General features: G+C 67.4%; 20 protein-coding genes and 1 tRNA gene. 13 read left to right on the top strand and 8 right to left on the bottom strand.

Annotation, left to right across the window (positions count from 1 at the left end):
- Window positions 1–59: 59 nt before the first annotated feature.
- Both ACTIF2_RS15575 and gltB read right to left on the bottom strand, forming a co-directional pair.
- Window positions 60–1,484 carry a glutamate synthase subunit beta gene (locus ACTIF2_RS15575; protein WP_439497999.1) on the bottom strand — a complete coding sequence of 475 codons (1,425 nt, stop codon included), beginning with the start codon at window positions 1,482–1,484 and terminating at the stop codon, window positions 60–62.
- Between the two features lie 4 nt (window positions 1,485–1,488).
- On the bottom strand, window positions 1,489–6,120 hold the full coding sequence (gene gltB, locus ACTIF2_RS15570; protein WP_465248472.1) for a glutamate synthase large subunit: 4,632 nt from the start codon (window positions 6,118–6,120) through the stop codon (window positions 1,489–1,491).
- A 673-nt stretch (window positions 6,121–6,793) separates the two neighbouring features.
- On the opposite strand from gltB, the gene ACTIF2_RS15565 reads away from it, so the two are divergent.
- Both ACTIF2_RS15565 and ACTIF2_RS15560 read left to right on the top strand, forming a co-directional pair.
- Complete coding sequence (locus tag ACTIF2_RS15565; RefSeq protein ID WP_439497997.1) at window positions 6,794–7,858, top strand: threonine aldolase family protein; 1,065 nt, start codon at window positions 6,794–6,796, stop codon at window positions 7,856–7,858.
- An 85-nt stretch (window positions 7,859–7,943) separates the two neighbouring features.
- Window positions 7,944–8,801 (top strand): hypothetical protein, encoded by an 858-nt coding sequence (locus tag ACTIF2_RS15560; RefSeq protein ID WP_439497996.1) that lies wholly within the window; start codon window positions 7,944–7,946, stop codon window positions 8,799–8,801.
- 87 nt (window positions 8,802–8,888) lie between these two features.
- Here ACTIF2_RS15560 and ACTIF2_RS15555 read toward each other — a convergent pair whose 3' ends face one another.
- Window positions 8,889–9,356, bottom strand: coding sequence for an Hsp20 family protein (locus ACTIF2_RS15555; protein WP_439497995.1), 468 nt, complete (start codon window positions 9,354–9,356; stop codon window positions 8,889–8,891).
- A gap of 193 nt (window positions 9,357–9,549) precedes the next feature.
- On the opposite strand from ACTIF2_RS15555, the gene ACTIF2_RS15550 reads away from it, so the two are divergent.
- Window positions 9,550–10,605 carry an alpha/beta fold hydrolase gene (locus ACTIF2_RS15550; RefSeq protein WP_439497994.1) on the top strand — a complete coding sequence of 352 codons (1,056 nt, stop codon included), beginning with the start codon at window positions 9,550–9,552 and terminating at the stop codon, window positions 10,603–10,605.
- Here ACTIF2_RS15550 and hisN read toward each other — a convergent pair.
- Both hisN and ACTIF2_RS15540 read right to left on the bottom strand, forming a co-directional pair.
- On the bottom strand, window positions 10,510–11,292 hold the full coding sequence (hisN, locus tag ACTIF2_RS15545) for a histidinol-phosphatase (protein ID WP_439497993.1): 783 nt from the start codon (window positions 11,290–11,292) through the stop codon (window positions 10,510–10,512). The two genes, ACTIF2_RS15550 and hisN, sit on opposite strands and share 96 nt — an antisense overlap.
- Window positions 11,293–11,626: 334 nt before the next feature.
- Window positions 11,627–12,547: an N-formylglutamate amidohydrolase gene (locus ACTIF2_RS15540; RefSeq protein ID WP_439497992.1), complete on the bottom strand. Its 921-nt coding sequence runs from the start codon at window positions 12,545–12,547 to the stop codon at window positions 11,627–11,629.
- Window positions 12,548–12,802: 255 nt separating this feature from the next.
- Between ACTIF2_RS15540 and cpdR the strand changes: the two genes are divergently transcribed.
- The 10 genes from cpdR to ACTIF2_RS15490 all read left to right on the top strand — a co-directional run bounded on the left by cpdR (window position 12,803) and on the right by ACTIF2_RS15490 (window position 21,156).
- Window positions 12,803–13,162, top strand: coding sequence for a cell cycle two-component system response regulator CpdR (gene cpdR / locus ACTIF2_RS15535; RefSeq protein ID WP_038363805.1), 360 nt, complete (start codon window positions 12,803–12,805; stop codon window positions 13,160–13,162).
- Window positions 13,163–13,290: 128 nt separating this feature from the next.
- Window positions 13,291–13,365, top strand: a tRNA-Val gene (locus ACTIF2_RS15530).
- Between the two features lie 120 nt (window positions 13,366–13,485).
- Window positions 13,486–13,980 carry a GAF domain-containing protein gene (locus ACTIF2_RS15525; RefSeq protein WP_439497991.1) on the top strand — a complete coding sequence of 165 codons (495 nt, stop codon included), beginning with the start codon at window positions 13,486–13,488 and terminating at the stop codon, window positions 13,978–13,980.
- A gap of 197 nt (window positions 13,981–14,177) precedes the next feature.
- The gene (locus ACTIF2_RS15520; RefSeq protein ID WP_439497990.1) at window positions 14,178–15,605 is read left to right on the top strand and encodes an aldehyde dehydrogenase family protein; all 1,428 of its coding nucleotides are present in this window, start codon (window positions 14,178–14,180) and stop codon (window positions 15,603–15,605) included.
- A 295-nt stretch (window positions 15,606–15,900) separates the two neighbouring features.
- Entirely contained in the window at window positions 15,901–17,157 is a 1,257-nt protein-coding gene (locus ACTIF2_RS15515; RefSeq protein ID WP_439497989.1) for a calcium-binding protein, read from the top strand.
- A gap of 302 nt (window positions 17,158–17,459) precedes the next feature.
- The gene (locus ACTIF2_RS15510; RefSeq protein ID WP_439497988.1) at window positions 17,460–18,017 is read left to right on the top strand and encodes a hypothetical protein; all 558 of its coding nucleotides are present in this window, start codon (window positions 17,460–17,462) and stop codon (window positions 18,015–18,017) included.
- A gap of 222 nt (window positions 18,018–18,239) precedes the next feature.
- Window positions 18,240–19,031: an MBL fold metallo-hydrolase gene (locus ACTIF2_RS15505; RefSeq protein WP_439497987.1), complete on the top strand. Its 792-nt coding sequence runs from the start codon at window positions 18,240–18,242 to the stop codon at window positions 19,029–19,031.
- Window positions 19,032–19,206: 175 nt separating this feature from the next.
- A complete protein-coding gene (gene ykgO, locus ACTIF2_RS15500) occupies window positions 19,207–19,332 on the top strand; it encodes a type B 50S ribosomal protein L36 (protein WP_038363015.1) in 126 nt (41 codons plus the stop codon).
- Window positions 19,333–19,476: 144 nt separating this feature from the next.
- Entirely contained in the window at window positions 19,477–20,133 is a 657-nt protein-coding gene (locus ACTIF2_RS15495) for a tetratricopeptide repeat protein (RefSeq protein ID WP_439497986.1), read from the top strand.
- 54 nt (window positions 20,134–20,187) lie between these two features.
- Complete coding sequence (locus tag ACTIF2_RS15490; protein WP_439497985.1) at window positions 20,188–21,156, top strand: alpha/beta fold hydrolase; 969 nt, start codon at window positions 20,188–20,190, stop codon at window positions 21,154–21,156.
- Between the two features lie 10 nt (window positions 21,157–21,166).
- Here ACTIF2_RS15490 and pyk read toward each other — a convergent pair whose 3' ends face one another.
- From pyk to ACTIF2_RS15475, 3 genes are all read right to left on the bottom strand, one after another.
- Complete coding sequence (gene pyk, locus ACTIF2_RS15485) at window positions 21,167–22,606, bottom strand: pyruvate kinase (protein WP_439497984.1); 1,440 nt, start codon at window positions 22,604–22,606, stop codon at window positions 21,167–21,169.
- Between the two features lie 10 nt (window positions 22,607–22,616).
- On the bottom strand, window positions 22,617–23,066 hold the full coding sequence (locus ACTIF2_RS15480) for a DUF1036 domain-containing protein (RefSeq protein WP_439497983.1): 450 nt from the start codon (window positions 23,064–23,066) through the stop codon (window positions 22,617–22,619).
- A gap of 3 nt (window positions 23,067–23,069) precedes the next feature.
- Window positions 23,070–23,751, bottom strand: a 682-nt coding sequence (locus ACTIF2_RS15475) for an MOFRL family protein (protein WP_439497982.1), incomplete at its 5' end; no start/stop codon positions are given.

Below are 23,751 nucleotides of genomic sequence, written 5' to 3'. Positions count from 1 at the left end.
AGACCCGAGGATCTCTGGGGAAGAGATGGCCGGGTCAAGCCCGGCCATGACGGCTGCCATCACCGCGGCAGGATGGTCTCGCCCATCAGGTGCTTGTCGATCGCGTGCGCCATCTGGCGGCCCTCGCGGATCGCCCAGACCACCAGCGACTGGCCGCGGCGCATGTCGCCGGCGGCGAAGACCTTCTCGACCGAGGTCTTGTAGGCCAGCGTGTTGGCTTCGACATTGCCGCGCCTGTCGAGCGTGACGCCGAGCCTCTCGATCAGGCCCTCATGGACGGGCGAGACGAAGCCCATGGCGAGCAGGACGAGATCGGCCCTGAGGTCGAACTCCGTGCCCGGGATCGGCTTCAGCGCGTTGTCGACGCGGGCGCAATGGAGCTTGCGGACCTGGCCGTTCGTCCCTGAGAATTTCAGCGTGGTGATGGCGAAGTCGCGCTCGGCGCCTTCCTCGTGGCTGGAGGAGGTGCGCAGCTTGAGCGGCCAGTTCGGCCAGGTCAGCGCCTTGTTCTCCTTCTCGGGCGGCTGCGGCATGATCTCGATCTGGGTGACCGAGAGCGCGCCCTGGCGCACCGAGGTGCCGATGCAGTCCGAGCCGGTGTCGCCGCCGCCGATGACGACGACATGCTTGCCGCCGGCGAGGATCGGCTGGGCATTGGCCAGCGTCGCCGGCTCGCCGCCATTGCGGCGGTTCTGCTGCGGCAGGAAATCCATGGCGAACTGGATGCCGGCGAGATCGCGGCCCTCGATCGGCAGGTCGCGCGGCTTCTCGGCGCCGCCGGTCAGGCCGATCGCGTCATAGCTCGCGAGCAGCTCGGCCGGGTCGATATCGACGCCGACATTGACGCCGTAATGGAAGACGACGCCCTCGGCCTCCATCTGCTTCACGCGGCGCTCGACATGGGACTTCTCCATCTTGAAGTCTGGGATGCCGTAGCGCAGCAGGCCGCCGGCCCGCGCCTGGCGCTCGTAGAGATGGACCTCGTGGCCGATGCGGGCGAGCTGCTGGGCGGCGGCGAGGCCGGCCGGGCCCGAGCCGATGATCGCGATCTTCCTGCCCGTCTTCGCCTGCGCCGGCTCGGGCAGGATCCAGCCCTCCTGCCAGCCCTTGTCGACGATGGCGCATTCGATCGACTTGATGGTGACCGGCGTGTCTTCGAGGTTCAGCGTGCAGGACGCCTCGCAGGGGGCGGGGCAGACGCGGCCGGTGAATTCCGGGAAGTTGTTGGTGGAGTGCAGGTTCTCCAGCGCCTCGCGCCACTTGTCGTTGTAGACGAGGTCGTTCCAGTCCGGGATCTGGTTGTTGACCGGGCAGCCATTGTGACAATAGGGGATGCCGCAATTCATGCAGCGCGCCGCCTGGTCGCGCGTCGCCTCGACGCCGAGCGGGATCACGAACTCCTTGTAGTTCCTGATCCGGTCCGAAGCCGGAAGATACTTCCGGTCGCGGCGGTCGATCTCGAGGAAGCCGGTTACCTTGCCCATCTTGTCACTCCGCCGCGACCGACATGCCGGCCTGCGCCCGCTCGATTTCCTGTAGCGCCCGCCGGTACTCGACCGGCATGACCTTGACGAATTTGGGCAGGTACTCGGCCCAGTTGTCGAGAATGTCCTTGGCCCGGGTCGAGCCGGTATAGCGGTGATGGTCGGCGATGAGCTGGAGCAGGCGCTCGGCATCGTAGCCGGACATGTTGGCCATCACGTCGATGCGGCCCTTGAACTCGAGATCGCCGCCATGGTGGTAGAGGCGCTGGGTCAGCTCCTCTTCCTCGGGCACCGGCTCAAGATCGACCATCGAGAGGTTGCAGCGCTTGGCGAAGCTCTTGTCCTCGTCGAGCACATAGGCGATGCCGCCCGACATGCCGGCGGCGAAGTTGCGGCCGGTCTGGCCGAGCACGACGACGACGCCGCCGGTCATGTATTCGCAGCCATGGTCGCCGGTGCCCTCGACCACCGCGATCGCACCCGAATTGCGCACCGCGAAGCGTTCGCCGGCGACGCCGCGGAAATAGCATTCGCCCGAGATCGCGCCGTAGAGCACGGTGTTGCCGACGATGATCGAGCGCTCGGCCGGGGCGCGCGCCGCCGGCGACGGCCTGATGATCAGCTTGCCGCCCGAGAGGCCCTTGCCGACATAGTCGTTGGCCTGTCCGGTGAGGTCGAGCGTGACGCCGTTGACGACCCAGGCGCCGAAGCTCTGGCCGGCGGTACCGGTGAGCTTCACCTGGATGGTGTCCTCCGCCAGCCCCGCATAGCCGTAGCGCTTGGCGATCTCGCCCGAGAGCATGGCGCCGGTCGAGCGGTCGACATTGCGGATCGGGCTTTCGATGACGACGGGCTCGCCCTTCTCCAGCGCGCCTTGCGATTGCGCGATCAGGCTGCGGTCGAGCACCGCGTCGATCGGGTGCTGCTGCAGCTCGACATGGCGGATCGCCACGCTCGCCGGGACGTCCGGCTTGTGGAAGATGCGGCTGAAATCGAGCCCCTTGGCCTTCCAGTGGTCGATCGCCTGGTTCTTGTCGAGCCAGTCGGAGCGGCCGACGAGATCGTCGAACTTGGCGATGCCGAGGCTCGCCATGATCTCGCGCACGTCCTCGGCGAGGAAGAAGAAGAAGTTGATGACGTGCTCGGGCGCGCCCTTGAAGCGCTTGCGCAGGACGGGGTCCTGCGTCGCGACGCCGACCGGGCAGGTGTTGAGATGGCACTTGCGCATCATGATGCAGCCGGCCGCGATCAGCGGCGCGGTGGCGAAGCCGAACTCGTCGGCGCCGAGCAGCGCGCCGATGATGATGTCGCGCCCGGTGCGCAGGCCACCATCGACCTGCAGCGCGATGCGGCCGCGCAGCTTGTTCATCACCAGGATCTGGTGGGTCTCGGCGAGCCCGATCTCCCAGGGCGAGCCGGCATGCTTGATCGAGGTCAGCGGCGAGGCGCCGGTGCCTCCCTCATAGCCCGAAATGGTGATGTGGTCGGCGCGCGCCTTGGCGACGCCGGCCGCGACGGTGCCGACGCCGAGCTCGGAAACGAGCTTGACCGAGACATCGGCCGCCGGGTTGACGTTCTTCAAATCGAAGATGAGCTGGGCGATATCCTCGATCGAATAGATGTCGTGATGCGGCGGCGGCGAGATCAGGCCGACGCCCGGCGTCGAGTGGCGGACCTTGGCGATGCGCGCATCGACCTTGTGGCCGGGAAGCTGGCCGCCCTCGCCGGGCTTGGCGCCCTGCGAGATTTTGATCTGCATCATCGCCGAGTTGACGAGATATTCCGTGGTGACGCCGAAGCGGCCGGACGCGATCTGCTTGATCGCCGAGCGCATCGAGCGGCCGTCGGGCAGCGGCACGAAGCGCTCCGGCTCCTCGCCGCCCTCGCCGGTATTGGACTTGCCGCCGATCGTGTTCATCGCGATCGCGAGCGTCGAATGCGCCTCGTGGCTGATCGAGCCGAAGGACATCGCGCCGGTCGAGAAGCGCTTGACGATCGAGGCCGCCGATTCGACCTGGTCGAGCGGGATCGGCGTGTTGCCGATCGCCTCGGCATCCTTGATCCGGAACAGGCCGCGAATGGTCGAAAAGCGCTGGCTCTGGTCGTTCACCAGCTCGGCATAGGCCTTGTACTTGTCCAGGGCGTTGCCGCGCACGGCATGCTGGAGCAGCCCGATATTCTCCGGCGTCCAGGCATGGTCCTCGCCGCGGATGCGGTAGGCGTATTCGCCGCCGATATCGAGCGCGTCGCGATAGACCGGCGAGTCGCCGAAGGCGTCGCGGTGGCGGCGCACGCTCTCCTCGGCCAGCTCGGGCAGGCCGACGCCCTCGATCGAGGAGATCGTGCCGGCGAAATACTTGTCGATCGCCTCGGTCTTGAGGCCGACCGCGTCGAAGATCTGCGCGCCGCAATAGGATTGGTAGGTCGAGATGCCCATCTTGGACATGACCTTGAGCAGGCCCTTGCCGACCGACTTGATGAAGCGCTTCACCACCTCGTAGCGGTCGACCTCCTTGGGGAACTCGCCGGCCTCGAACAGCGCCTCCAGCGTCTCGAAGGCGAGATAGGGGTTGATCGCCTCGGCGCCGAAGCCGGCGAGGCAGGCGAAATGGTGGATCTCGCGCGGCTCGCCGGATTCGAGCACGAGGCCAACCGAGGTGCGCTGGCCCTTGCGGATCAGGTGATGGTGCACCGCGGCCGTCGCCAGCAGCGCCGGGATCGGGATGCGGTCGGGGCCGACCTGGCGGTCCGACAGGATGATGATGTTGTAGCCGCCATGGACGGCCGCCTCGGCGCGCTCGCAGAGCCGCTCGATCGCGCCTTCCATGCCGGGAGCGCCTTCGCGTGCCGGATAGGTGATGTCGATCGTCTTGGTGTCGAAACGATCCTCGTAATGGCCGATGCAGCGGATCTTCTCGAGATCGTCATTGGTCAGGATCGGCTGGCGCACCTCGAGGCGCTTGCGGCGCGAGGTGCCCTCGAGGTCGAGGATGTTGGGCCGCGGCCCGATGAAGGAGAGCAGGCTCATCACCAGCTCCTCGCGGATCGGGTCGATCGGCGGGTTGGTGACCTGGGCGAAGTTCTGCTTGAAGTAGGTGTAGAGCAGCTTCGACTTCGAGGAGAGCGCCGAGATCGGCGTATCGGTGCCCATCGAGCCGACGGCTTCCTGGCCGGTCACCGCCATCGGCGCCATCAGGATCTTGGTGTCTTCCTGGGTGTAGCCGAAGGCCTGCTGGCGATCGAGCAGGGCGACGTCGGTGCGCGAGGCGCGCGCCTCGACCGGCGGCAACTCCTCCAGCACGATCTGGGTGCGGTTCAGCCAGTCCTTGTAGGGATGGGCGAGGCAGAGCGAGGTCTTGATCTCGTCGTCGCCGATGATGCGGCCCTGGTCGAGATCGATCAGCAGCATCTTGCCGGGCTGGAGGCGCCACTTCTCGACGATCTTCTCCTCCGGGATCGGCAGCACGCCGAATTCCGAGGCGAGCACGACGATGCCGTCATCGGTGACGAGATAGCGCGCGGGGCGCAGGCCGTTGCGGTCGAGCGTCGCGCCGATCTGGCGGCCGTCGGTGAAGGCGATGGCGGCCGGGCCGTCCCAGGGCTCCATCAGGGCGGCATGGTACTCGTAGAAGGCGCGCCGCTCCTCGTCCATCAGCGGGTTGCCAGCCCAGGCCTCGGGCACCAGCATCATCATGGCATGGGCGAGCGAGTAGCCGCCCTGGATCAGGAATTCGAGGGCGTTGTCGAAACAAGCGGTATCGGACTGGCCTTCATAGGAGATCGGCCAGAGCTTCGAGATGTCGGCCCCGAACAGGTCGGAATCGACGCTAGCCTGGCGCGCCGCCATCCAGTTGACGTTGCCGCGCAGCGTGTTGATCTCGCCGTTATGCGCGACCATCCGATAGGGATGGGCCAAGCGCCAGGACGGGAAGGTGTTGGTGGCGAAGCGCTGGTGGACGAGGGCGATCGCGCTCTCGAAGCGCGGATCGGTCAGGTCCTTGAAATAGGAGCCGAGCTGGGTGACCAGCACCATGCCCTTGTAGACGATGGTGCGGGCCGACATCGAGACCGGGTAATAGGTCGCGGTGGCGCGGTCCTGCCGCTTGTAGACCTTGTTCGAAACCGACTTGCGGGTGACGAAGACCTTACGCTCGAACTCGTCCTCGTCGGTGATCTCGGCCGGGCGGCCGACGAAGAGCTGGCGATGGGTCGGCTCGGTCTCCTTGACGGCCTCGCCGAGGTCGGCGTTGTCGACCGGGACGTCGCGCCAGCCGAGGAAGATCAGACCTTCCTCCTCGACGGTCTGGGCGACGATCTCCTCGCAGACAGCGCGGTCGCCCGCGTCCTGCGGCATGAAGAATTGGCCGATGGCGTATTGGCCGGGCTCGGGCAAGTCGATGCCGAGCTTGCCGCATTCCTCCTTGAAGAAGCGGTGCGGGATCTGGGTGAGGATGCCGCAGCCGTCGCCGAGCTTGGGGTCGGCGCCGACGGCGCCGCGATGGTCGAGATTGTGCAGGATCTGCAGGCCCTGCTCGACGATGGCGTGGGTCTTGCGGTTCTTCATGTCGGCGATGAAGCCGACGCCGCAGGAATCCTTCTCGAAGGACGGGTCGTAGAGCCCCTGGCGCTCCGGCATGGCCGGATCGCGCACCGTCGGGAAAGGCTCGAAGGCCGTCAGCGCGCTGCCGCCGGAGATCGCCGACTTGCTGGTTCCGCTCATGGTCAAACCCCGCTTGCCATCGCCCTTGGGCTCTCGCCGCAGGGCCGCATCAGTCACCGCCCGGATCGGCCACCGCTGTCCCTTGGACAGCAAGGATGGGGCCAATCCGGCCGGTCAGTCCGTCAGAGGCTTGCTTGCGCTGTCTTGATCCCGCGCCCGCGTCCTCCGCAGGCGCCTCGGGCTGTCTCAGCCCTGCCGCGCCTGTTTACGCCGCCGTTTTACGGGCGGCGCGTTTACGGTTGGCTTTGGCGGTCGTGGCCGTGCCCCTCGTCATTGCTCCGCTCCGTTGCGATCGTCCGACATCAGGATCGAGCCCGATGTCAGCGCGGTGAAAAATGGGACAGTATCACTGTCCTATTGGGACGAATTTGCCAGAATTCTAATGTCCGCACAAGCGCCTATTTTGTGTCGCGCGGAAATATTATTGCGATATGCGCTGCCGTCGAGACATTTCCGGGACGAAAGCGGGAGTCGGACTGCACGCTTCTTGTCCAGGGCCGGTAATCGGGACGCCCGGCAGGCGCGGCGCGCAGGGCATCATTCCCGCCTTGCGCTTGGCAGCCCAGCCAGCCGCAGATAACCCTCGATCATGAATTTCATCAGCGACAATACGGCGGGCGCGAGCGCGCCGGTGATGGCGGCGCTCAGCGCTGCCAATGACGGTGCGGCCTCGGCCTATGGCACCGACGCCTGGACGGCGCGGATCGAGGGCCTGTTCGCCGATCTGTTCGAGCATGAGGTCGCCGTCTCGCTGGTGACGACCGGCACCGCGGCGAACTCGTTGGCTCTGGCCTGCCTGACGCGGCCCTGGGGGGCGGTGCTGACCCATCAGGAGAGCCATGTCGCCGACGATGAATGCGGCGCCCCGGAATTCTTCTCCGACGGCGCCAAGCTCGTCGGGCTGCCCGGCGCCGGCAACAAGATCGCGCCGGAGGCGGTGACCCTGGCGCTCTCGCGGCTGAGGGAGGGCGCGCTGCATCAGGTGCAGCCGCAGGCGCTCTCGATCACGCAGGCGACGGAGTGCGGGCTGATCTACACGCCGGCGCAGGTCCGGGCGCTGAAGGAGGCCGCCACGCCGCGCGGCCTGAAGCTGCACATGGACGGGGCGCGCTTCGCCAATGCGCTGGTCAGGCTCGGCTGCACGCCGGCCGAGATCACCTGGAAGGCCGGGGTCGACGTGCTCTCCTTCGGCGGCACCAAGAACGGCGCCTGGGCGGCCGAGGCCGTGGTCTTCTTCGAACCGTCGCTGGCGGCCGAGATGAAATGGCGGCGCAAGCGCGGCGGACACACCTTGTCCAAGGGCCGGCTGATCGGGGCGCAGTTCGAGGGCCTGCTGGCGGACGGTCACTGGCTCGCGCTCGCGCGCCATGCCAATGCGATGGCCTCGCGGCTCGCGGAGGCGGTGGTTGCAAACGGCGCGGCGCGGCTCGCCTGGCCCTGCGAGGCGAACGCCGTCTTCCTGATTCTCGATGCCGCCGCGCAGGACAGGCTGAAGGCGGCCGGCGCGCGCTACCTTGCCTGGTCCGACACGGCGCTGTCCGACGGCGCGCCGCTGGCTCCGGGCGAGGTGATCGGCCGCTTCGTGATGTCCTTCGCGACGCGCGAGGCCGATGTCGAGGGGCTCATCGCGGTGCTGAACGCAACCCCGCGCTGAAATATCCCCTGATTCACGCCGCAAGCGCGCCGTAATCCCTAAGGATTACTGAAGGCCTGGTTCGTTCCATTAAGAGGATGGAGACATGGCTTCTGTTTCGAGCGCGCGCTCACGCATCGCGCTGATCGGCCTGGCAATGGCCGGTGCGCTGGTGGGCACGGCCGGTGGAGCCGCCGCGCAATATTACGACTACGAATATGATTACGCGCCGCGGCCGTCCTATTACGGCTACGGCTATCGTTATGCGCCGCCGCCACCCGCGCCGCTGTCGGCGCGCGCGGTCGCGCGCATCGCGCTCCGCGAATACGGCCTCGCCCAGGTCGAGCGGACGGTGCGCACGGATTCCTCCTATGTCGTCGACGGACAGGCTGCGAATGGCCGGCGCACCCGGCTGATCTTCGATCTCTACAGCGGCGACCTGGTCCAGCGCGTCAATCTGCAGGCGCCCGAGCGCGTCAGGCCCCGGACTCCCGAGGTCGCCCGCGTCGAACCCGAGGCTCGGCCGGCCCAGCCTCGTCTGCTGCCGCTGCCGCCCGAGCGGCCGGCCTCGCTCAAGGGACCGGCGCAGGCGAGCGCGCCGGCGCAGGTGATTCCGCCGTCTCCGGCTGCGCCGCCGGTTGCGCCCGAGCCGGAGAAGCCGGCCGCGCCACCGCCGCCGGTCGAGGCGAGTGCGCCTGCGACAGAGGCTCCGGCTGCGCCTGCCGCCCCGGCGGCGCCGACGCCTGGGCCGACCGCGCCGTCCGGCGAGGAGAAGCCCAAGCTGGTCAATCCGAACGACGTGCGCGGCACGGGCGAAGCCGAGCGTCAGCCGCCGCTCGCCAAGGCCGATCCGTCCGGCATCTCGGTCGCGCCGGTCGAGCTTCCGCCCGTGCAGCTTCCGGATGCGGCGCCATCGACGCCGAAGCCGGCCACTCCCGCCGTTCCGGTCGCCCCGCTCGAATGATGCGCCGCCAAAACCGCGCATGAAAAAGGGCGTCCCCGGGAAACCGGGGACGCCCCATTCATATCAGGCCTGGAAAGCCGGTCAGTGTTACGCGGCCTTGGAAACCTTGGCCTCGAGCACCTTGGCGGGCTTGCCGCCGATAGCGATCTGGCGCGGCTTCTTGGCCTCCGGGATCTCGCGGACGAGATCGATATGGAGCAGGCCGTTCTCGAGGCTGGCGCCGGTCACCTGGACATAGTCGGCGAGCTGGAAGCGGCGCTCGAAGGCGCGCGCGGCGATGCCCTGATGCAGGACCTCGCGCTTGTCGGCGTCCTCGGCAACCTGCTTGTCACCACGTACGGTCAGGGTGTTCTCCTTGCTCTCGATGGCAAGGTCGCCCTCGCCGAAGCCGGCGACCGCAATCGAGATGCGGTAGGCGTTCTCGGCGGTCCGCTCGATGTTGTAGGGCGGATAGCTCGGCGCGTTCTCGACGCTGGTCGCCTGGTCGAGCAGGGCGAACAGGCGGTCGAAGCCGACGGTCGAGCGATAAAGCGGGGAAAGATCGAAGTGACGCATAATGTCCTCCTAAGAAGCGACGTTCGGTCGAGCCCGCCTCATCATGAGCGCGGGCCCCGTTCAGGTTCACGCAGCCGATCCCGGCCTGCGTGACAGAAAGTTGGGTGTGCGTTTTCAGCTTTTCAAGTGCGGGTTCGAGCGGGCATAACCAGCGCCGCGCGCCCGCGGCGGGCATGACGATTCGGAGCCCGCGATGGCCGAGGCCGAACTCTTCGCTCATCCCGACTACCCCGTCCCCGGACATGGCAAGGTCTGGCTCGCGACGACGCAGGACGGCGCCGCCTTGCGCTTCGCGAGCTGGCGGGCGACGGCAAAGACGACACGCGGCACTGTCATCGTCGTCCAGGGCCGGGCCGAGTTCATCGAGCGCTATAGCGAGACGATCATCGAGCTGCGCCGCCGCGGCTTCCACGTGCTCAGCTTCGACTGGCGCGGGCAGGGCGGTTCGCAGCGTTTCGTCTCACGGATACGCAAGGGCCATGTCGGCCGGCTCAAGGATTACGAGCGCGATCTCGCGCTCGCCATGGCCGAGATGCAGGCACGGTTCCCGCCGCCCTATTTCGTGCTGGCGCATTCGATGGGCGCCGCGCTTTGCCTCGATGCGGCCCGGCACGGCGCGCTGCCGGTCTCGCGCATGGTGGCGATCGCGCCGATGCTGGGCTTGAGCATGGTGGCGCGGCCGCGCGCCGCGCGCCTGTTGGCGAGCGCGCTGTTCTGGCTCGGCTTCGGCACATCCTTCGTGCCCGGCGGCGGCGAGACGGCGATCGCGACCAAGCCGTTCGAAGGCAACCGCCTGACCGGCGACCCGGCCCGCTATGCCCGCAACAGCGCTTTGTCGGCGCAAGCGCGGCATCTCAGCATCGGCGACCCGACCGTCGCCTGGATCAGGACGGCCTTCACCCTGATGGACCGTTTGACGGCGCCCGCCGCGGCGCTCGACGTCAGGGTGCCGGTGCTGGTGATCGCCGCCGGGCTTGATCCGGTCGTCTCGACGCCGGCGATCGAGCGTTTCGCGGCGCGGCTGAAGACCGGCCCGGCGCTGGTCCTGCCGACGGCGCGCCACGAGATCCTGATGGAGACCGACGCGATCCGCGCGCGGTTCTGGGCCGCGTTCGACGCCTTCATTCCCGGCGAGGACGCGACCGCGCCTCGTTCAACCGGCGAGCAGGGCGAGCGCGGCCTCGTGCAGGGCCTTGCTGCCGGCGGCGACGACCCTGCCGCCGCCGGCGGCGCTGCCGCCGTCCCATGAGGTGACGATCCCGCCCGCGCCTTCGACGATCGGGATCAGGGCGACGATGTCATAGGGCTTCAGGCCGCTCTCGATGACGAGGTCGACATGGCCCGAGGCGAGCATGCAATAGGCGTAGCAATCACAGCCATAGCGCGCCATGCGGACCTTGGCCTCGACGCGCTGGTAGGCGGCCTGTTCGGCGCCGGCGAACAAGGCGGGGCTGGTCGTCATCAGGGTCGCGGTGGCGAGATCGGCGCCCTGGCGCGTGCGCAGCGCGCGCTGGCCTCCCGGCCCTTCATAGCGGGCGCGCCGGCCATCGCCCGAATAGCGCTCTCCGGTGAAAGGCTGATGCATCATGCCATAGACCGGCACGCCCTTGCGCGTCAGGCCGATCAGGGTGCCCCAGACCGGGATCCCCGAAATGAAGGCGCGCGTGCCGTCGATCGGATCGAGCACCCAGACATAGTCGGACTCGCCATATTCGGTGCCGAATTCCTCGCCGAGCACGCCATGCTCCGGAAAACTGTGCTTGATCATGTGGCGCATCACGTTCTCGCCGGCGCGGTCGGCCTCCGTGACGGGGTCGAAAACGCCGCCGGCGGACTTGTCCTCGGTCGCGTGCGCGGAACGGAAGAACGGCAGGATCGCCTGGCCGGACCGGGTCGCCAGTTCCGCGACGAAGGCGCCGAAATCAATCGCACTCATGCCTGTTCTCCCGGCTTGCGTTGCTGCGCAGCAAAATGGCGTGGCCGACGAGGCCCGCGCCCGAGCTTCTTGAGGCGGGTGTCGTCAAAAAACAAGAAAATCGACCGGCATTCCGGGAGTTTGGGTTGCGCTCGACGCATGCCCCATAAGATTTTTGGCAAAGCCTCTTGCGTTTTTGCGCTGCACCGTCATATTGTGCACTGCGAAGGGGCGATCACCTCAAGCCTTCGTTGCCCTCCTTGGGCGTTTCCTCCCTAGACTTGGGCCGCCACGAAAGTGCGCGGCCCTTTTTTCTTGGTTGCCACGGCAAGCAAGCGTCTCGACCGGCAGGCGGCTATTCGGCCGCCTCGCGCCACTCGTCGAGCCAGCCGCTCCATTGCGCGAAGCATTCAGCCATGACGGTGCCGACGGCCTGCTCGAGCTCGGTGAAGCCGGCATGCGGTTCCAGCGTCGATTCGTTCATGTAGAGCGCCCGGTTGATCTCGATCTGGAGCGCGTGGACGCCGGTGGCCGGTGCGCCGTAATGCTCGGTGATGAAGCCGCCGGCATAGGGACGGTTGCGGGTCACGCTCAGGCCGCGGCGCCGGAACGCCTCCTCGGCGATGTCTATGACATAGCTTGCCGCGCTGGTGCCGAACCGGTCGCCCAGGATCACATCGGATTTGGCGAGCCCGTCACGGTCGAGCCCGCTCGAGGGCATCGAATGCGCATCGACCAGGATGCAGGTGCCGAAGGCCGATTGCGTGCGCTGGACCAGGCTGCGCAGGCCGGCGTGATAGGGCCGGTAGAGCGCGTCGATGCGCGCTAAGGCCTCCTCGACCGGAATGCGCCCGAAATAGATCTCATGCGCGTCGCCGACGATGCGGGGAATCGTGCCGAGCCCGCCGGCGACCCGCATCGAGCGGGTATTGGCGAAGGCGGGCAGGCGACCCTCGAACATGCGCGGGTCGAGCTCATAGGGCTCGCGGTTGACGTCGAGGAAGGCGCGCGGAAACTCGGCGACCAGCAAGGGCGCGCCGAGCGCGACGCTCTGCCGGAAGAGCCGGTCGACATAGGCGTCCTCCGAGCGGCGCAGCGAGCGCAGCGGCAGCCGCGCCCGCTCGACGAAGCCCGGCGGGTAACGCCGCCCGGCATGCGGGACGTCAACGACCACCGGCACGACCTGGAGAGCCGGCTGATAGAGGCTGAAGGGATGCTCGATCTCGGCGACGACATCGTCGGTCTCGGGCGGGAAATAACCGGATGAGAACGTCATGCCTGGCGACTGAAGCACACAATGCGAAGCGGTTGAAGCCATCTCGATGGAGAGGACGAAATACGTTCCGCGTTCACCCGTTGTTTACCATGCGAGGGCCTTATACAAGGATCATGTTCCAAGCGCTCCGGGCGGCGGCTAACGCTGCGGCGCGCCGGCCCGGAAAGCCGATCGGGCGCGACGAAACCAACGCGGGGCTGTCCGGATGGGCGGCCCTCATCCTTATAGGCCGAACGGGACGGACGAAGCAGGCCCATGACGAAGATACTTCTCGCCGAAGACGACAACGACATGCGCCGCTTCCTGGTCAAGGCCCTGCAGAATGCAGGCTACGACGTCGCATCCTTCGACAACGGGCTCTCGGCCTATAACCGGCTCCGTGAGGAGCCCTTCGAGCTGCTCCTGACCGATATCGTGATGCCGGAAATGGACGGGATCGAGCTGGCGCGGCGCGCCACCGAGCTCGACCCCGACATCAAGGTGATGTTCATCACCGGCTTCGCCGCGGTCGCGCTCAACCCCGATTCGCAGACGCCCAAGGATGCCAAGGTGCTCTCCAAGCCCTTCCACCTGCGCGAACTGGTCAACGAGGTCGAGAAGCTGCTGGCGGCCTGAGCCCGCTCAAGGTCGGTTTCGTGATTATGCGCCTTGCAAGCCGCAAGGCGAGCGGCTATAGCCGCAACCCTCGCAACATGCTCGTGGCCGCAAGGCGGCGGCATGTTCCGGTTGCCGCAAGGCATGACGGGCGCGTAGCTCAGCGGGAGAGCACTACGTTGACATCGTAGGGGTCACAGGTTCGATCCCTGTCGCGCCCACCATCTTCCCCCGTGACCGGGGAGCGATCCGGAGAGAGCGGGAACGCCTCTCCGGATTTTTTGTTTTCAGCCCCACCCGGATGCCGCAGGCGCGGCGGTCCGCGGATATCGGGAGGAACGGCGATGTTTCAGGCGCGGGCGATCACGGCGGCCGGCAAGGCAGAATTCTATCGGGAGCTTTCGCAGCAGCTCGAAGCCCTGCTCTCGGGCGAGTCGGACCCGATCGCCAACGCCGCCAACACCTCGGCGCTGCTCTACGAGATGATGCCGCAGCTCAACTGGGCCGGCTTCTATTTCCTGCGTGGCGAGGAGCTCGTGCTCGGGCCGTTCCAGGGCAAGCCGGCCTGCGTGCGGATTCCGCTGGGGCGCGGCGTCTGCGGCGCGGCTGCCGAACGCGGGCAATCGGTGCTGGTCGAGGACGTGCATGCCTTCCCGGGTCATATCGCCTGCGACGCGGCCTCGCGCTCGGAGCTCGTCGTGCCGCTGCTCCGCGACGGGCGCGTGCTCGGCGTGCTCGACCTCGACAGCCAGGAGGTCGCGCGGTTCGATGCCGAGGACCAGGCCGGCATCGAGGCGATCGCAGCGATCTATCTCGCGGCGAGCGCGGGCGGCGAATAACCGGGGCGCCGGCCAGCGTCGGCGCATGACCGCCATTCGGTGACGGGGCGCCCCGCGCCGTGACAAGCCGGCATCGGCTGCCTATCGTTACGCCCGGCCGGATACAGCGAAAGAGCTGCACCATTCGGCCGGACTTTCGCCCGCGACCTCACCGGCGAAGGCCCGCATCCCGCCAAACCGACCCCGGAGAGCATCCCATGTCGCATAACCTGCAGTTCTATATCGACGGTCAGTGGGTGCAGCCGTCCGGGTCGAAGACGCTCGAGGTGATCGATCCGTCGACGGAGGAGGCCATCGGCACCATCGCTCTCGGCAACGAGGCGGATGTCGACAAGGCCGTGGCTGCCGCCCGCGCCGCGTTCCCGGCATATGCGGCGACCTCGAAGGCGGAGCGCCTGGCGCTGATGCGGCGCCTGCTCGAGGCCTACAAGGCGCGCCATGCCGACATCGCGCAGACGCTGTCGCGCGAGATGGGCGCGCCGATGGAACTGGCCCACAAGGCCCAGGCCGCGATGGGCACGGGCCATCTCGCCAAGATGATCCAGACGCTGGAGAACTTCGCGTTCGAGGAGCTGCGCGGCACCACGCTGATCGCCAAGGAGCCGATCGGCGTCGTCGGCATGATCACGCCGTGGAACTGGCCGATGAACCAGATCATGTGCAAGGTCGCGCCCGCGCTCGCCGCCGGCTGCACCGTGGTGCTGAAGCCGTCCGAGATCGCGCCCCTGAACGCGGTCATCTTCGCCGAGATCATGCATGAGGCGGGCATCCCCAAGGGCGTGTTCAACCTCGTCAATGGCGACGGCCCGACGGTCGGCGAGGCGATCTCGCGCCATCCGGGCGTCGACATGGTCTCCTTCACCGGCTCGACCCGGGCCGGCATCCTCGTCGCCAAGGCCGCGGCCGACACGGTCAAGCGGGTGCATCAGGAGCTCGGCGGCAAGTCGGCCAACATCATCCTGGACGATGCCGACCTGAACAAGGCCGTGAAGCTCGGCGTCGAGAGCGTGATGCGCAATTCCGGCCAGTCCTGCAACGCGCCGACCCGGATGTTCGTGCCGGCCGCGCTGCAGGACCAGGCGGTGGCGATCGCCAAGGCCGTCGCCGAACCGCTCAAGGTCGGCGCGCCGGCCTCGAACGAGACCTTCCTCGGCCCGGTCGTCAGCGAGACGCAGTACAACAAGATCCAGAAGCTGATCGAAGCGGGCATCAAGGAAGGCGCCGATCTCGTCACCGGCGGCTCGGGTCGTCCCGAGGGCCTCAATCGCGGCTATTATGTCCGCCCGACCGTCTTCGCCAACGTCACCGACGAGATGACGATCGCGCGCGAGGAGATTTTTGGGCCGGTGCTCTCGATCCTGCCCTATCAGAGCGACGACGAGGTCGTGCAGCGCGCCAACGACACGCCCTACGGCCTGGCGTCCTATGTCCAGTCCGGCTCGCTCGAGCGCGCCCGCAAGGTCGCGGCGCAGATGCGCAGCGGCAATGTCTATATCAACTACCCGGCCTGGGACGCCGGGGCGCCCTTCGGCGGCTACAAGCAATCCGGCAATGGCCGCGAATATGCCGATTTCGGGCTCGAGGAGTTCCTCGAGATCAAGGGCACGGTCGGCTACGCCGCCTGAAAGCGAAAAGCACGCCCGACTGAAGATATCGGCGCTACTTCGCTGGTATTACCGCTTCAGAGGTAGCCGCCGTTTCCTTCGGAAACGGCGGCTATTTTTGCTTCGCGGTTCCCGAGGCGGTGCCGCAAGAGACTGAAGCGCCGGCACTTGCGAGAGGGGTCGTGCTCGCGGGAGTGTCCTTCGGTTGTGTCGCGCGAGGCGATACCACTTTTGCGCCGGCTCACGAGGCCTCTTTTCCTCTTCGGGCGTGCCGGCTTCGGAGTAAGTTTGCTGCTCCGCATCCGTCAAATGAAGGATGGCGCGGGAGGAACTGCGCCGGGATCAACGCAGGCGACGTGCTCGGCGGGCGCGGCCCGCCGGATTCTCGACGATCCAGGGTGTACGCAACCCAAAAAAACAAAACAAAAGGGGGTCGGTCATGTCTCAAATACTCACCGACGGAAACGACTATATCTTCGCGGCCCAGGATGCGGTCTATGCCTTGGACGGCAACGATCGAATTCTCACCAATCTAGCTGCCCCCGATGTTCATGGCGGGAATGGCTTCGATTTCATCGGTAATTTTGGCTCCGGATTCATGTTTGGTTTCGGCGACGATGGAAATGATACCATTCATGGCGGAACGACGACCGACTGGATCTACGGCGAGATGGGCAGCGACCTGCTGGTCGGAGGCGAATTTGACTATGCCACTGCCGCGGCCGGCTCGATCGTGCCGTTTGCAGGCGAGGTCAGCGGGTCCGACTATCTCGATGGCGGCCAGGATCGCGACGCCCTCTATGGCTTCGATGGCAATGACACGCTGCTGGGTGGCGACGGCGACGACAACAGGCTGGCGAATTTCCAGGTCAAGGATCACAATGCCGCCAACACGTTCTATACGATCACTGGCGGTCTCTATGGCGGCGCCGGCGACGACTATCTCGATGGCGGTCGCGGCAACGACTATCTCGATGGCGGCGACAATAACGACACGCTGATCGGAGGCTTGGGCAACGACACGCTCATTGGCGGCGCCGGCATCGATACGATCTGGGCCGACCAGGGCGCCGATACCGCCTTTGGCGGCACCGGCAACGACGCGATCTATTCGGGCCTCGCCAACGCGATCACCGCCTTTGGCGAAGCCGGGAACGACCAGATCGCGACGGGCAACGGCAATGACTATATCGACGGCGGGATCGACAACGACATCCTGTTCGCCGGCATCGGCAATGACTTCCTGTTCGGCGGCAACGGCTCGGACGCGCTCGGCGGCTATATCGGCAATGACATCTTCTACGGCGACTTCAATGCCGGCGGGCTCGACTACTTCAACCTGATATCGGATGTGCGGGCCGGGGAGGGCGACTATATCGCGGACTTCAAGGCCGGCGGCGTGCAGGACTACATCATCCTGCCGACGGCCTATAGCGGCTCGGTCTTTCTCAGCCAGTACGGCACCGACGTGATCGGCTACATCGCGCAGGGCTCGAGCTACTACTCGTTCCAGGTCCACAGTGCCAATCCGCTGACCATCGCCGAGGTGCAGGCGGCATTGTTCTTCGCCTAGGCTACGCCGAGACCAGTCTTATCAATGACAGGCCTCCTGATGGAGCCTGCCGCCCTGATGGGAGGCGGGCTTGTTCTTTGGGAACTCATCCGCGGGTTGCACGTTACCTATGGGCATCGCTTCGCGGTGCGATCCAGGGACCCTGGCACTCGCCGCAACGGGTGCTGGGGTTTCCCCTGCCCTGACGACATGCTGCAAAGCCGTGACGCCCGCGCCGCGATGCCAACTCTCGACCGCTCCAGGGAACAACACCCGGCGAAGCGGGTTCGCCCTGAAGTGCATCCCAGCGAAGGAGCAGCTTCATGGCAAGCACCATCACACGATCCTATGACGACCGCAGCGCCGCAGAGACCGCCGTCTCCCGGCTCGAAGCCGCCGGCGTGCAGCCCGACGACATCAGCATCGTCAGCTACAGCCCGGGGCAGATCGAGGACGATGCGACCACGGGCGGCGAGATCGGCGGGATCGCCGGCGGCGGCGCCGGGCTTCTTGCCGGCCTGGCGGCGCTTCCGATTCCCGGCGTCGGCGCAGCGTTGGCGGCGGGCTGGTTGATCGGCGCCACGGCGGTGGGCGCGACCGCCGGCGCCGCCGCCGGCAGCCTGATCGGCGCATTGACCGGCGCCGGCATGAGCGAGGAGGAGGCGCATTATTTCGCCGAGACCATCCGGCGCGGCGGGGCGGTCGTCTCGGTTCGGACGACGGAGTCGCATGCGGCCGCGATCGGGAAGATCATGGAGGGGGCGGGACCGATCGACGCGGTAGCGCGCCGTGCCGAATACGAACGCGAGGGCTGGACGCGTTTCGACGAGAAGGCGGGGCCTTATCGCAGCCCGCATGACCTCTCGAGCGTCGTGTCGTAGGGACTGCCGCTCGGCCCGGCGCACGTGGCTGCCGGGTCGCAGCGGCGGCGCGGGATGCTGATCGGCCCTGCTGGAAGTCTCCGCAGCCAGCGTCGAGTTATCTTGACAAGAAGATAGATGGACTCTTTTCTTCTCATGAAGATAATTCGCCGTGGCGTTCGGAGCGCCAGCGGCGAGCCGACGCAGGAATAGGTCGGCCCCAGCCCTGTCACGGAGTGCGCCATGCCGCGTTTCATCTGCCGCCAATGCGGGGCCCGCTTTCCGGAATCCGCAACGCCTCCCGAAGCCTGCCCGATCTGTCGCGACGAGCGCCAATATGTGCGCTGGGGAGGGCAGGACTGGCTGACGCCGGATGAGCTCGGCGCCGCCCACGCGATCGACTGCACTGAGGATCACGGCGTCCTCGGCCTGCGCATCAAGCCGGCCTTCGCCATCGGCCAGCGCATGCTGCTGGTCGAGGCGGACGAGGGCAACCTGCTCTGGGACTGCATCGGGCTGGTGACGCCCGAGGCCGTCGCCGCGATCAAGGCGCGCGGCCCGCTGATCGGGATGGCGATCTCGCATCCGCATTACTACACGGCGCTGGCCGATTGGGCGCAGGCGCTGGAGATCCCGGTCCATCTGCATGCCGACGATGCGCAATGGGTCACCGAGCCTCATCCCGCGATCAAATTCTGGAACGGTGAGGCGCTCAAGCTCGGGCGGAGTCTGACCCTTCTGCGCTGCGGCGGCCATTTCGCGGGGGCGACGGTGCTGCATCACGCGAAGGGCGAGGGCGCGCTCTATTGCGGCGACGTGCTGCAGGTGGCGCCGGACCGCCGCTATGTCAGCGTGCTCTATTCCTATCCCAACATGATCCCGGTGAATGCCGCGACGATTCGCCGGATCGCCGCGATTCTCGATCCCTATCCGTTCTCACGCGTCTACGGAGCCTTCGAGGGGCGCGTGATGGATGGCGACGCCAAGGCGGGAGTAGCCCGTTCCTTCGAGCGTTATCTCGCCGCGATCGCATGAGCCTCGCGCTTTTCGGAGCCTTGCGCCCTTGCGATTATCGGAAAAATCCGTATACAGCCGGCATCGCATCAGCCGCGCCGTTCGAGTGGTCGATGAGGATCGCCTGCCGATCCGCGTCGCGGCCGTGAATTTTTGACCGACACGCCCGCGAGGGTGGGTCGACGGAGTAGAGACGATGAAGATCCGCAATTCGCTCAAGTCGCTGCGCGCCCGTCACCGCGACAACCAGCTGGTTCGCCGCAAGGGCCGCGTCTACATCATCAACAAGGTCCAGAAGCGCTTCAAGGCGCGTCAGGGCTGAGTTCGCGCGCGGCTTTCCGGCCGCGTTGCCGATGCCGACGAAGGTTTCAAGGGCGGATGCGCCGGGCGCATCCGCCCTTTTTGGCGTGCGCATATCGCCGTCCCGTGATTTGACGCGGACGCGCAAGCTCCTAAACTTGCAGTCATGAGCACGCATCGCCTGCTGTCCGCCGGTTTCGCGCTGGCCCTGACTGCCGCCGCGCCGTTCGGCATTGCCGTGGCGCTGGCGCAGGAAAGCCTGCCATCGCGTCCGGGCATGGTTCCGCCCGCCGACAAGGACGACAACCCGGTGACGCCGGCTCCGGGGCCGTCGCGCGGCCCGGCCGCGACGCTCGACCGGCTGTTCGAGCGGCTCGCGGCGGCCAAGACCGACGAAGAGGCCAAGGGCATCGCCAACCTGATCCAGCGGCGCTGGGCCCGCTCGGGCTCCGACACGGCCGACCTGCTGATGACCCGGGCCCAGACGGCGTTGCGCGGCAAGGAACTCGAACTCGCGATCGAGCTGCTCGACCGCATCATCAGCCTCGAACCCGACTGGGCCGAGGCCTGGAACCAGCGCGCCAACGCGCTCTTTCTCGCCGGCGACCCGATTCGCTCGATGCTCGATATCGGCGAGGCCTTGAAGCGCGAGCCGCGCCATTACGGCGCGATGATGGGGCTCGGCACGATCCTGCGCCAGCAGGGCGACGACAAGCGGGCCATGGTCGCCTATCGCAAGGCGCTCGAGATCTATCCGCAATTCGACGCGATCAAGGACGCGGTCGAGGCGCTGAAGTTCGAGGTCGACGGACGCGACGCGTAAGGCCCTTGCACTCTCCCGACAAAACCGAATCGGCCGCGGCGACGTAAGCGCATCATGCCGACGCGCGCGCTGCTCCTCCTCGCCATCCTCGTCGTCGCCGGCCTGCTCGCCAGAACGGCATGGCTGAGCGCCGAGGCCGCGCGGCTGCATCCGCCGAAGGGGACATTCCTGGCGCTGCCCGGCGGGCGGCTGCATTATGTCGAGCGCAAGCCTTCCGGCGAGATGCGCGGCACCGTCGTCCTCGTCCATGGCGCCTCATCCAACCATGCCGACCTGCTGGCGATGCTCGGCCCGGAACTCAGCCATTATCGCGTGATCGCGCTCGACCGGCCCGGCCATGGCTGGAGCGACCGGATGGAAGGCCGCGCCATGGCCGATCCGGCCCGGCAGGCGGCCGTGCTCATGCAGGCGCTGGACCGGATCGCGCCGGAGCGCTTCGTCCTCGTCGCTCATTCGCTGGCGGGCGGGCTTTCCGCCCGCATCGCGCTCGACAGGCCGGAACGGCTGCAGGGGCTCGTCCTGCTCGGCGGCGTCACCCATCCCTGGCCGGGCGGCATCGCCTGGTATTATCACGCCGCATCCTGGCCGGTCGTCGGACCGCTCTTCACCTGGCTGATCGGCGTGCCGGCCAGCGATGCGTTCCTGCGCTATGGCGTAGAGAGTGTCTTCGCGCCGAAGCCGGTCACGCCCGGCTATGTCGAGACCGGAGAGGTCAGGCTGCTGCTGCGGCCCGCGACCTTCCAGGCGAACGCCCAGGACGTCGCCGCGACGCTCGCCTTCGTCAGCGCCCAGGCGCCGCGCTATGGCGAGCTCGCCGTGCCGGTGGTGGCGATCACCGGCGACAGCGACGCGATCGTCTCGCCGGTGATCCATTCGGCCTCGATCGCGCGTGAGGCGCCGCAGGGCCGCTTCGTGCTGCTGCCGGGCGTCGGGCATATGCCGCACCATGCCGCGCCCGAGATCGTCGTCGCGGCGATCGACCAGCTGGCCGGGCCGAAATCGGGGCTGGCCTGGGCGCGTTGAGACCCGCCGCTCAGGCCTTTGCGACATGCTCCTTCGCGATGAAGGCGATGCGCACCATGTTGGTCGCGCCGGGTGTGCCGAAGGGGACGCCGGCGACCACGATGATACGGTCACCGACTGAGGCGTAACCTTCGCGCACCGCGAATTTGCAAGCCCGGAAGGCCATGTCGTCGGCGTCGCTGGCATCCTTGGTCACGACGGCATGGACGCCCCAGACCAGGGTCAGCCGGCGCGCCGTGCCGCGGTTGGGCGTCAGCGCGATCACGGTCGAGTTCGGCCGCTCGCGCGCGATGCGCAGCGCGGTCGAGCCCGATGAGGTCCAGGCCGTGATCGCCTTGAGATGCAGCGTGTCGGCGATCTCGTGCGCCGCCTTGGCGATCGCGTCGGCGCCGGTCGCCTCCGGCTCGGCCTGCTGCGATTCGAGGATCGAGCGGTAGACCTGCTCGTTCTCCACCTCCTCGGCGATGCGGTTCATCATCGCCACCGCCTCGATCGGATACTGGCCGGCGGCGCTCTCGGCCGAGAGCATCACGGCGTCGGCGCCCTCGAACACGGCGGTGGCGACGTCGGAGACCTCGGCGCGGGTCGGCACCGGGGCGGTGATCATGCTCTCCAGCATCTGGGTCGCGACGACGACGGGCTTGCCCATGCGCCGCGCCATGCGGGTGATGCGCTTTTGCGTGCCCGGCACCTTCTCGAGCGGCATCTCGACGCCGAGATCGCCGCGGGCGACCATGATCGCATCCGAGGCCTCGATGATCTCCTCCAGCCGCGCCACCGCCTGGGGCTTCTCGATCTTGGCCAGAGCCAGCGCCCGTCCGCGCACGATCTTGCGCAGGTCGGCCATGTCCTCGGGCCGCTGCACGAAGGAGAGCGCGATCCAGTCGACGCCGGCCTCGGCCGCGGCTTCCGCGTCGGAACGGTCCTTGTCGGTCATGGCCGAGACCGGGATCGTCGTGTCCGGCAGGCTGACGCCCTTGCGCGAGGAGAGGCGGCCGGCGATCGTGACGCGCGTCACCGCCTGTTTCGGCGAGGCCTTCTCGACGACGAGCCGGATCTTGCCGTCGTCGAGGATCAGGTTGTGGCCCGGCTCGAGCGCGCTCAGGATTTCCGGATGGGGCAGGTGGACGCGCTTGACGTCGCCCAGTGCCGGATCGGAATCGAGCACGAAGCGCGCGCCCTTCTCCAGCATCACGCCGCCATCGCCGCCGAACTGGCCGACGCGAAGCTTGGGACCCTGGAGATCGGCGAGGATGCCGACCGGGCGATGGAACTTCGCCTCCAGCCCGCGCAGCATCGCGATCTTCTCCGGCAGGGTCTCGCGCTGGGTATGGCTCATGTTGATGCGGAAGACGTCGACGCCGACCTCGAACAGCTTGGCGCACATCTCCTCGCTGGCCGATGCCGGGCCCAGCGTGGCGATGATCTTGATCCGGCGCTCGCGCCTCATTGGCATGTCCTCATGGCCTTGGCGGCGCCGCGCCGGGGGTGGTGTCGGTCAACTGGATGGTCCAGCTCTTCTGCTCGCCGGTATCGACCTCGAAGAAGCCTGAGCGGTCGAAGCCGCGCGCGAGGCAATCCTCGATGCCGCGAACCGTGAATTCCTTGTTGCGCGTGCACATGACGGATTTGCCGGTCCACTCGCCGCCCTTGTCGTAGTCCACGGCGTGGACATAGTAGAATCGCGCCGCGAGCGTGCCGCGTAGCAAGGTCTCGCAGCCGCGCGGCGCCAGGTTCCACCAGCCTTCGGTGACCCAGCCTTGCGCGTCGCGATAGCCGATCGCGACGCCGATGCGGCTTGCCGTGGTGTTGCACATGCGCAGATCGGCCAGTGCCGGGGCGGCGCTTCCGAGGAGGCCGGCCAGCAGCAGGGCGAGGCGAAAGGCGGATCGGTCGAATCGGCTGGTCATGATCTAGGGGTCGATCAGGATGACGCGGCAATCATTCACATTGGTCAAGGTCGGTCCCGTCCGCAGCAGGTCGCCAAGGGCCTCGAAGAAGCCGGTCGAGTCGTTGTCCGCCAGCGATTGGGCAGGAACGAGGCCACGCGCCGAGGCGCGCGCCAAAGTGGTGGGGTCGACGATGGCGCCGGCCGGGTCGGTGGCCTCGCCGCCGCCGCCATCGGTGCCGTCGGTGTCGCCCGAGAGCGCGACGATGCCCGCCTCCCCATTGAGCGCGATGGCGAGCGCCAAAGCATATTCCTGGTTCGGCCCGCCGCGGCCCTTGCCGCGCAAAGTCACGGTCAGTTCGCCGCCGGAGATGATCGCGGCGCGGCGTCCTTCCGCCTTGAGCCGGAGCGCGAGCGCGGCATGCTCGGCCGCGACCTCGCGCGCCTCGCCTTCGCAATCGGGACCGAGATCGATCGGCTCGTAGCCGGCGGCGCGGGCTGCCGCCACCGCCGCGGCGATCGAATCGGCCGGGCGGGCGACGATCCGGAACTCGCTGTCGGCGAAGGTGGCATAGCCGGGCTTCGGGGTTTCGCTGGCGTCGTCGTCGAGCAGGGCGCGGGCGGCCGGCGGCAGATCGAGGCCGTAGCGCGCGACGATGGCGCGGGCGTCCGCCATCGTGCTCGGGTCCGGCACGGTCGGGCCGGCC

The organism is Allobosea sp., assembly GCF_051860145.1.
In the GTDB taxonomy this organism is placed as follows: Bacteria; Pseudomonadota; Alphaproteobacteria; order Rhizobiales; family Beijerinckiaceae; genus Allobosea.
This window is presented reverse-complemented; position numbering and strand designations above follow the sequence as displayed.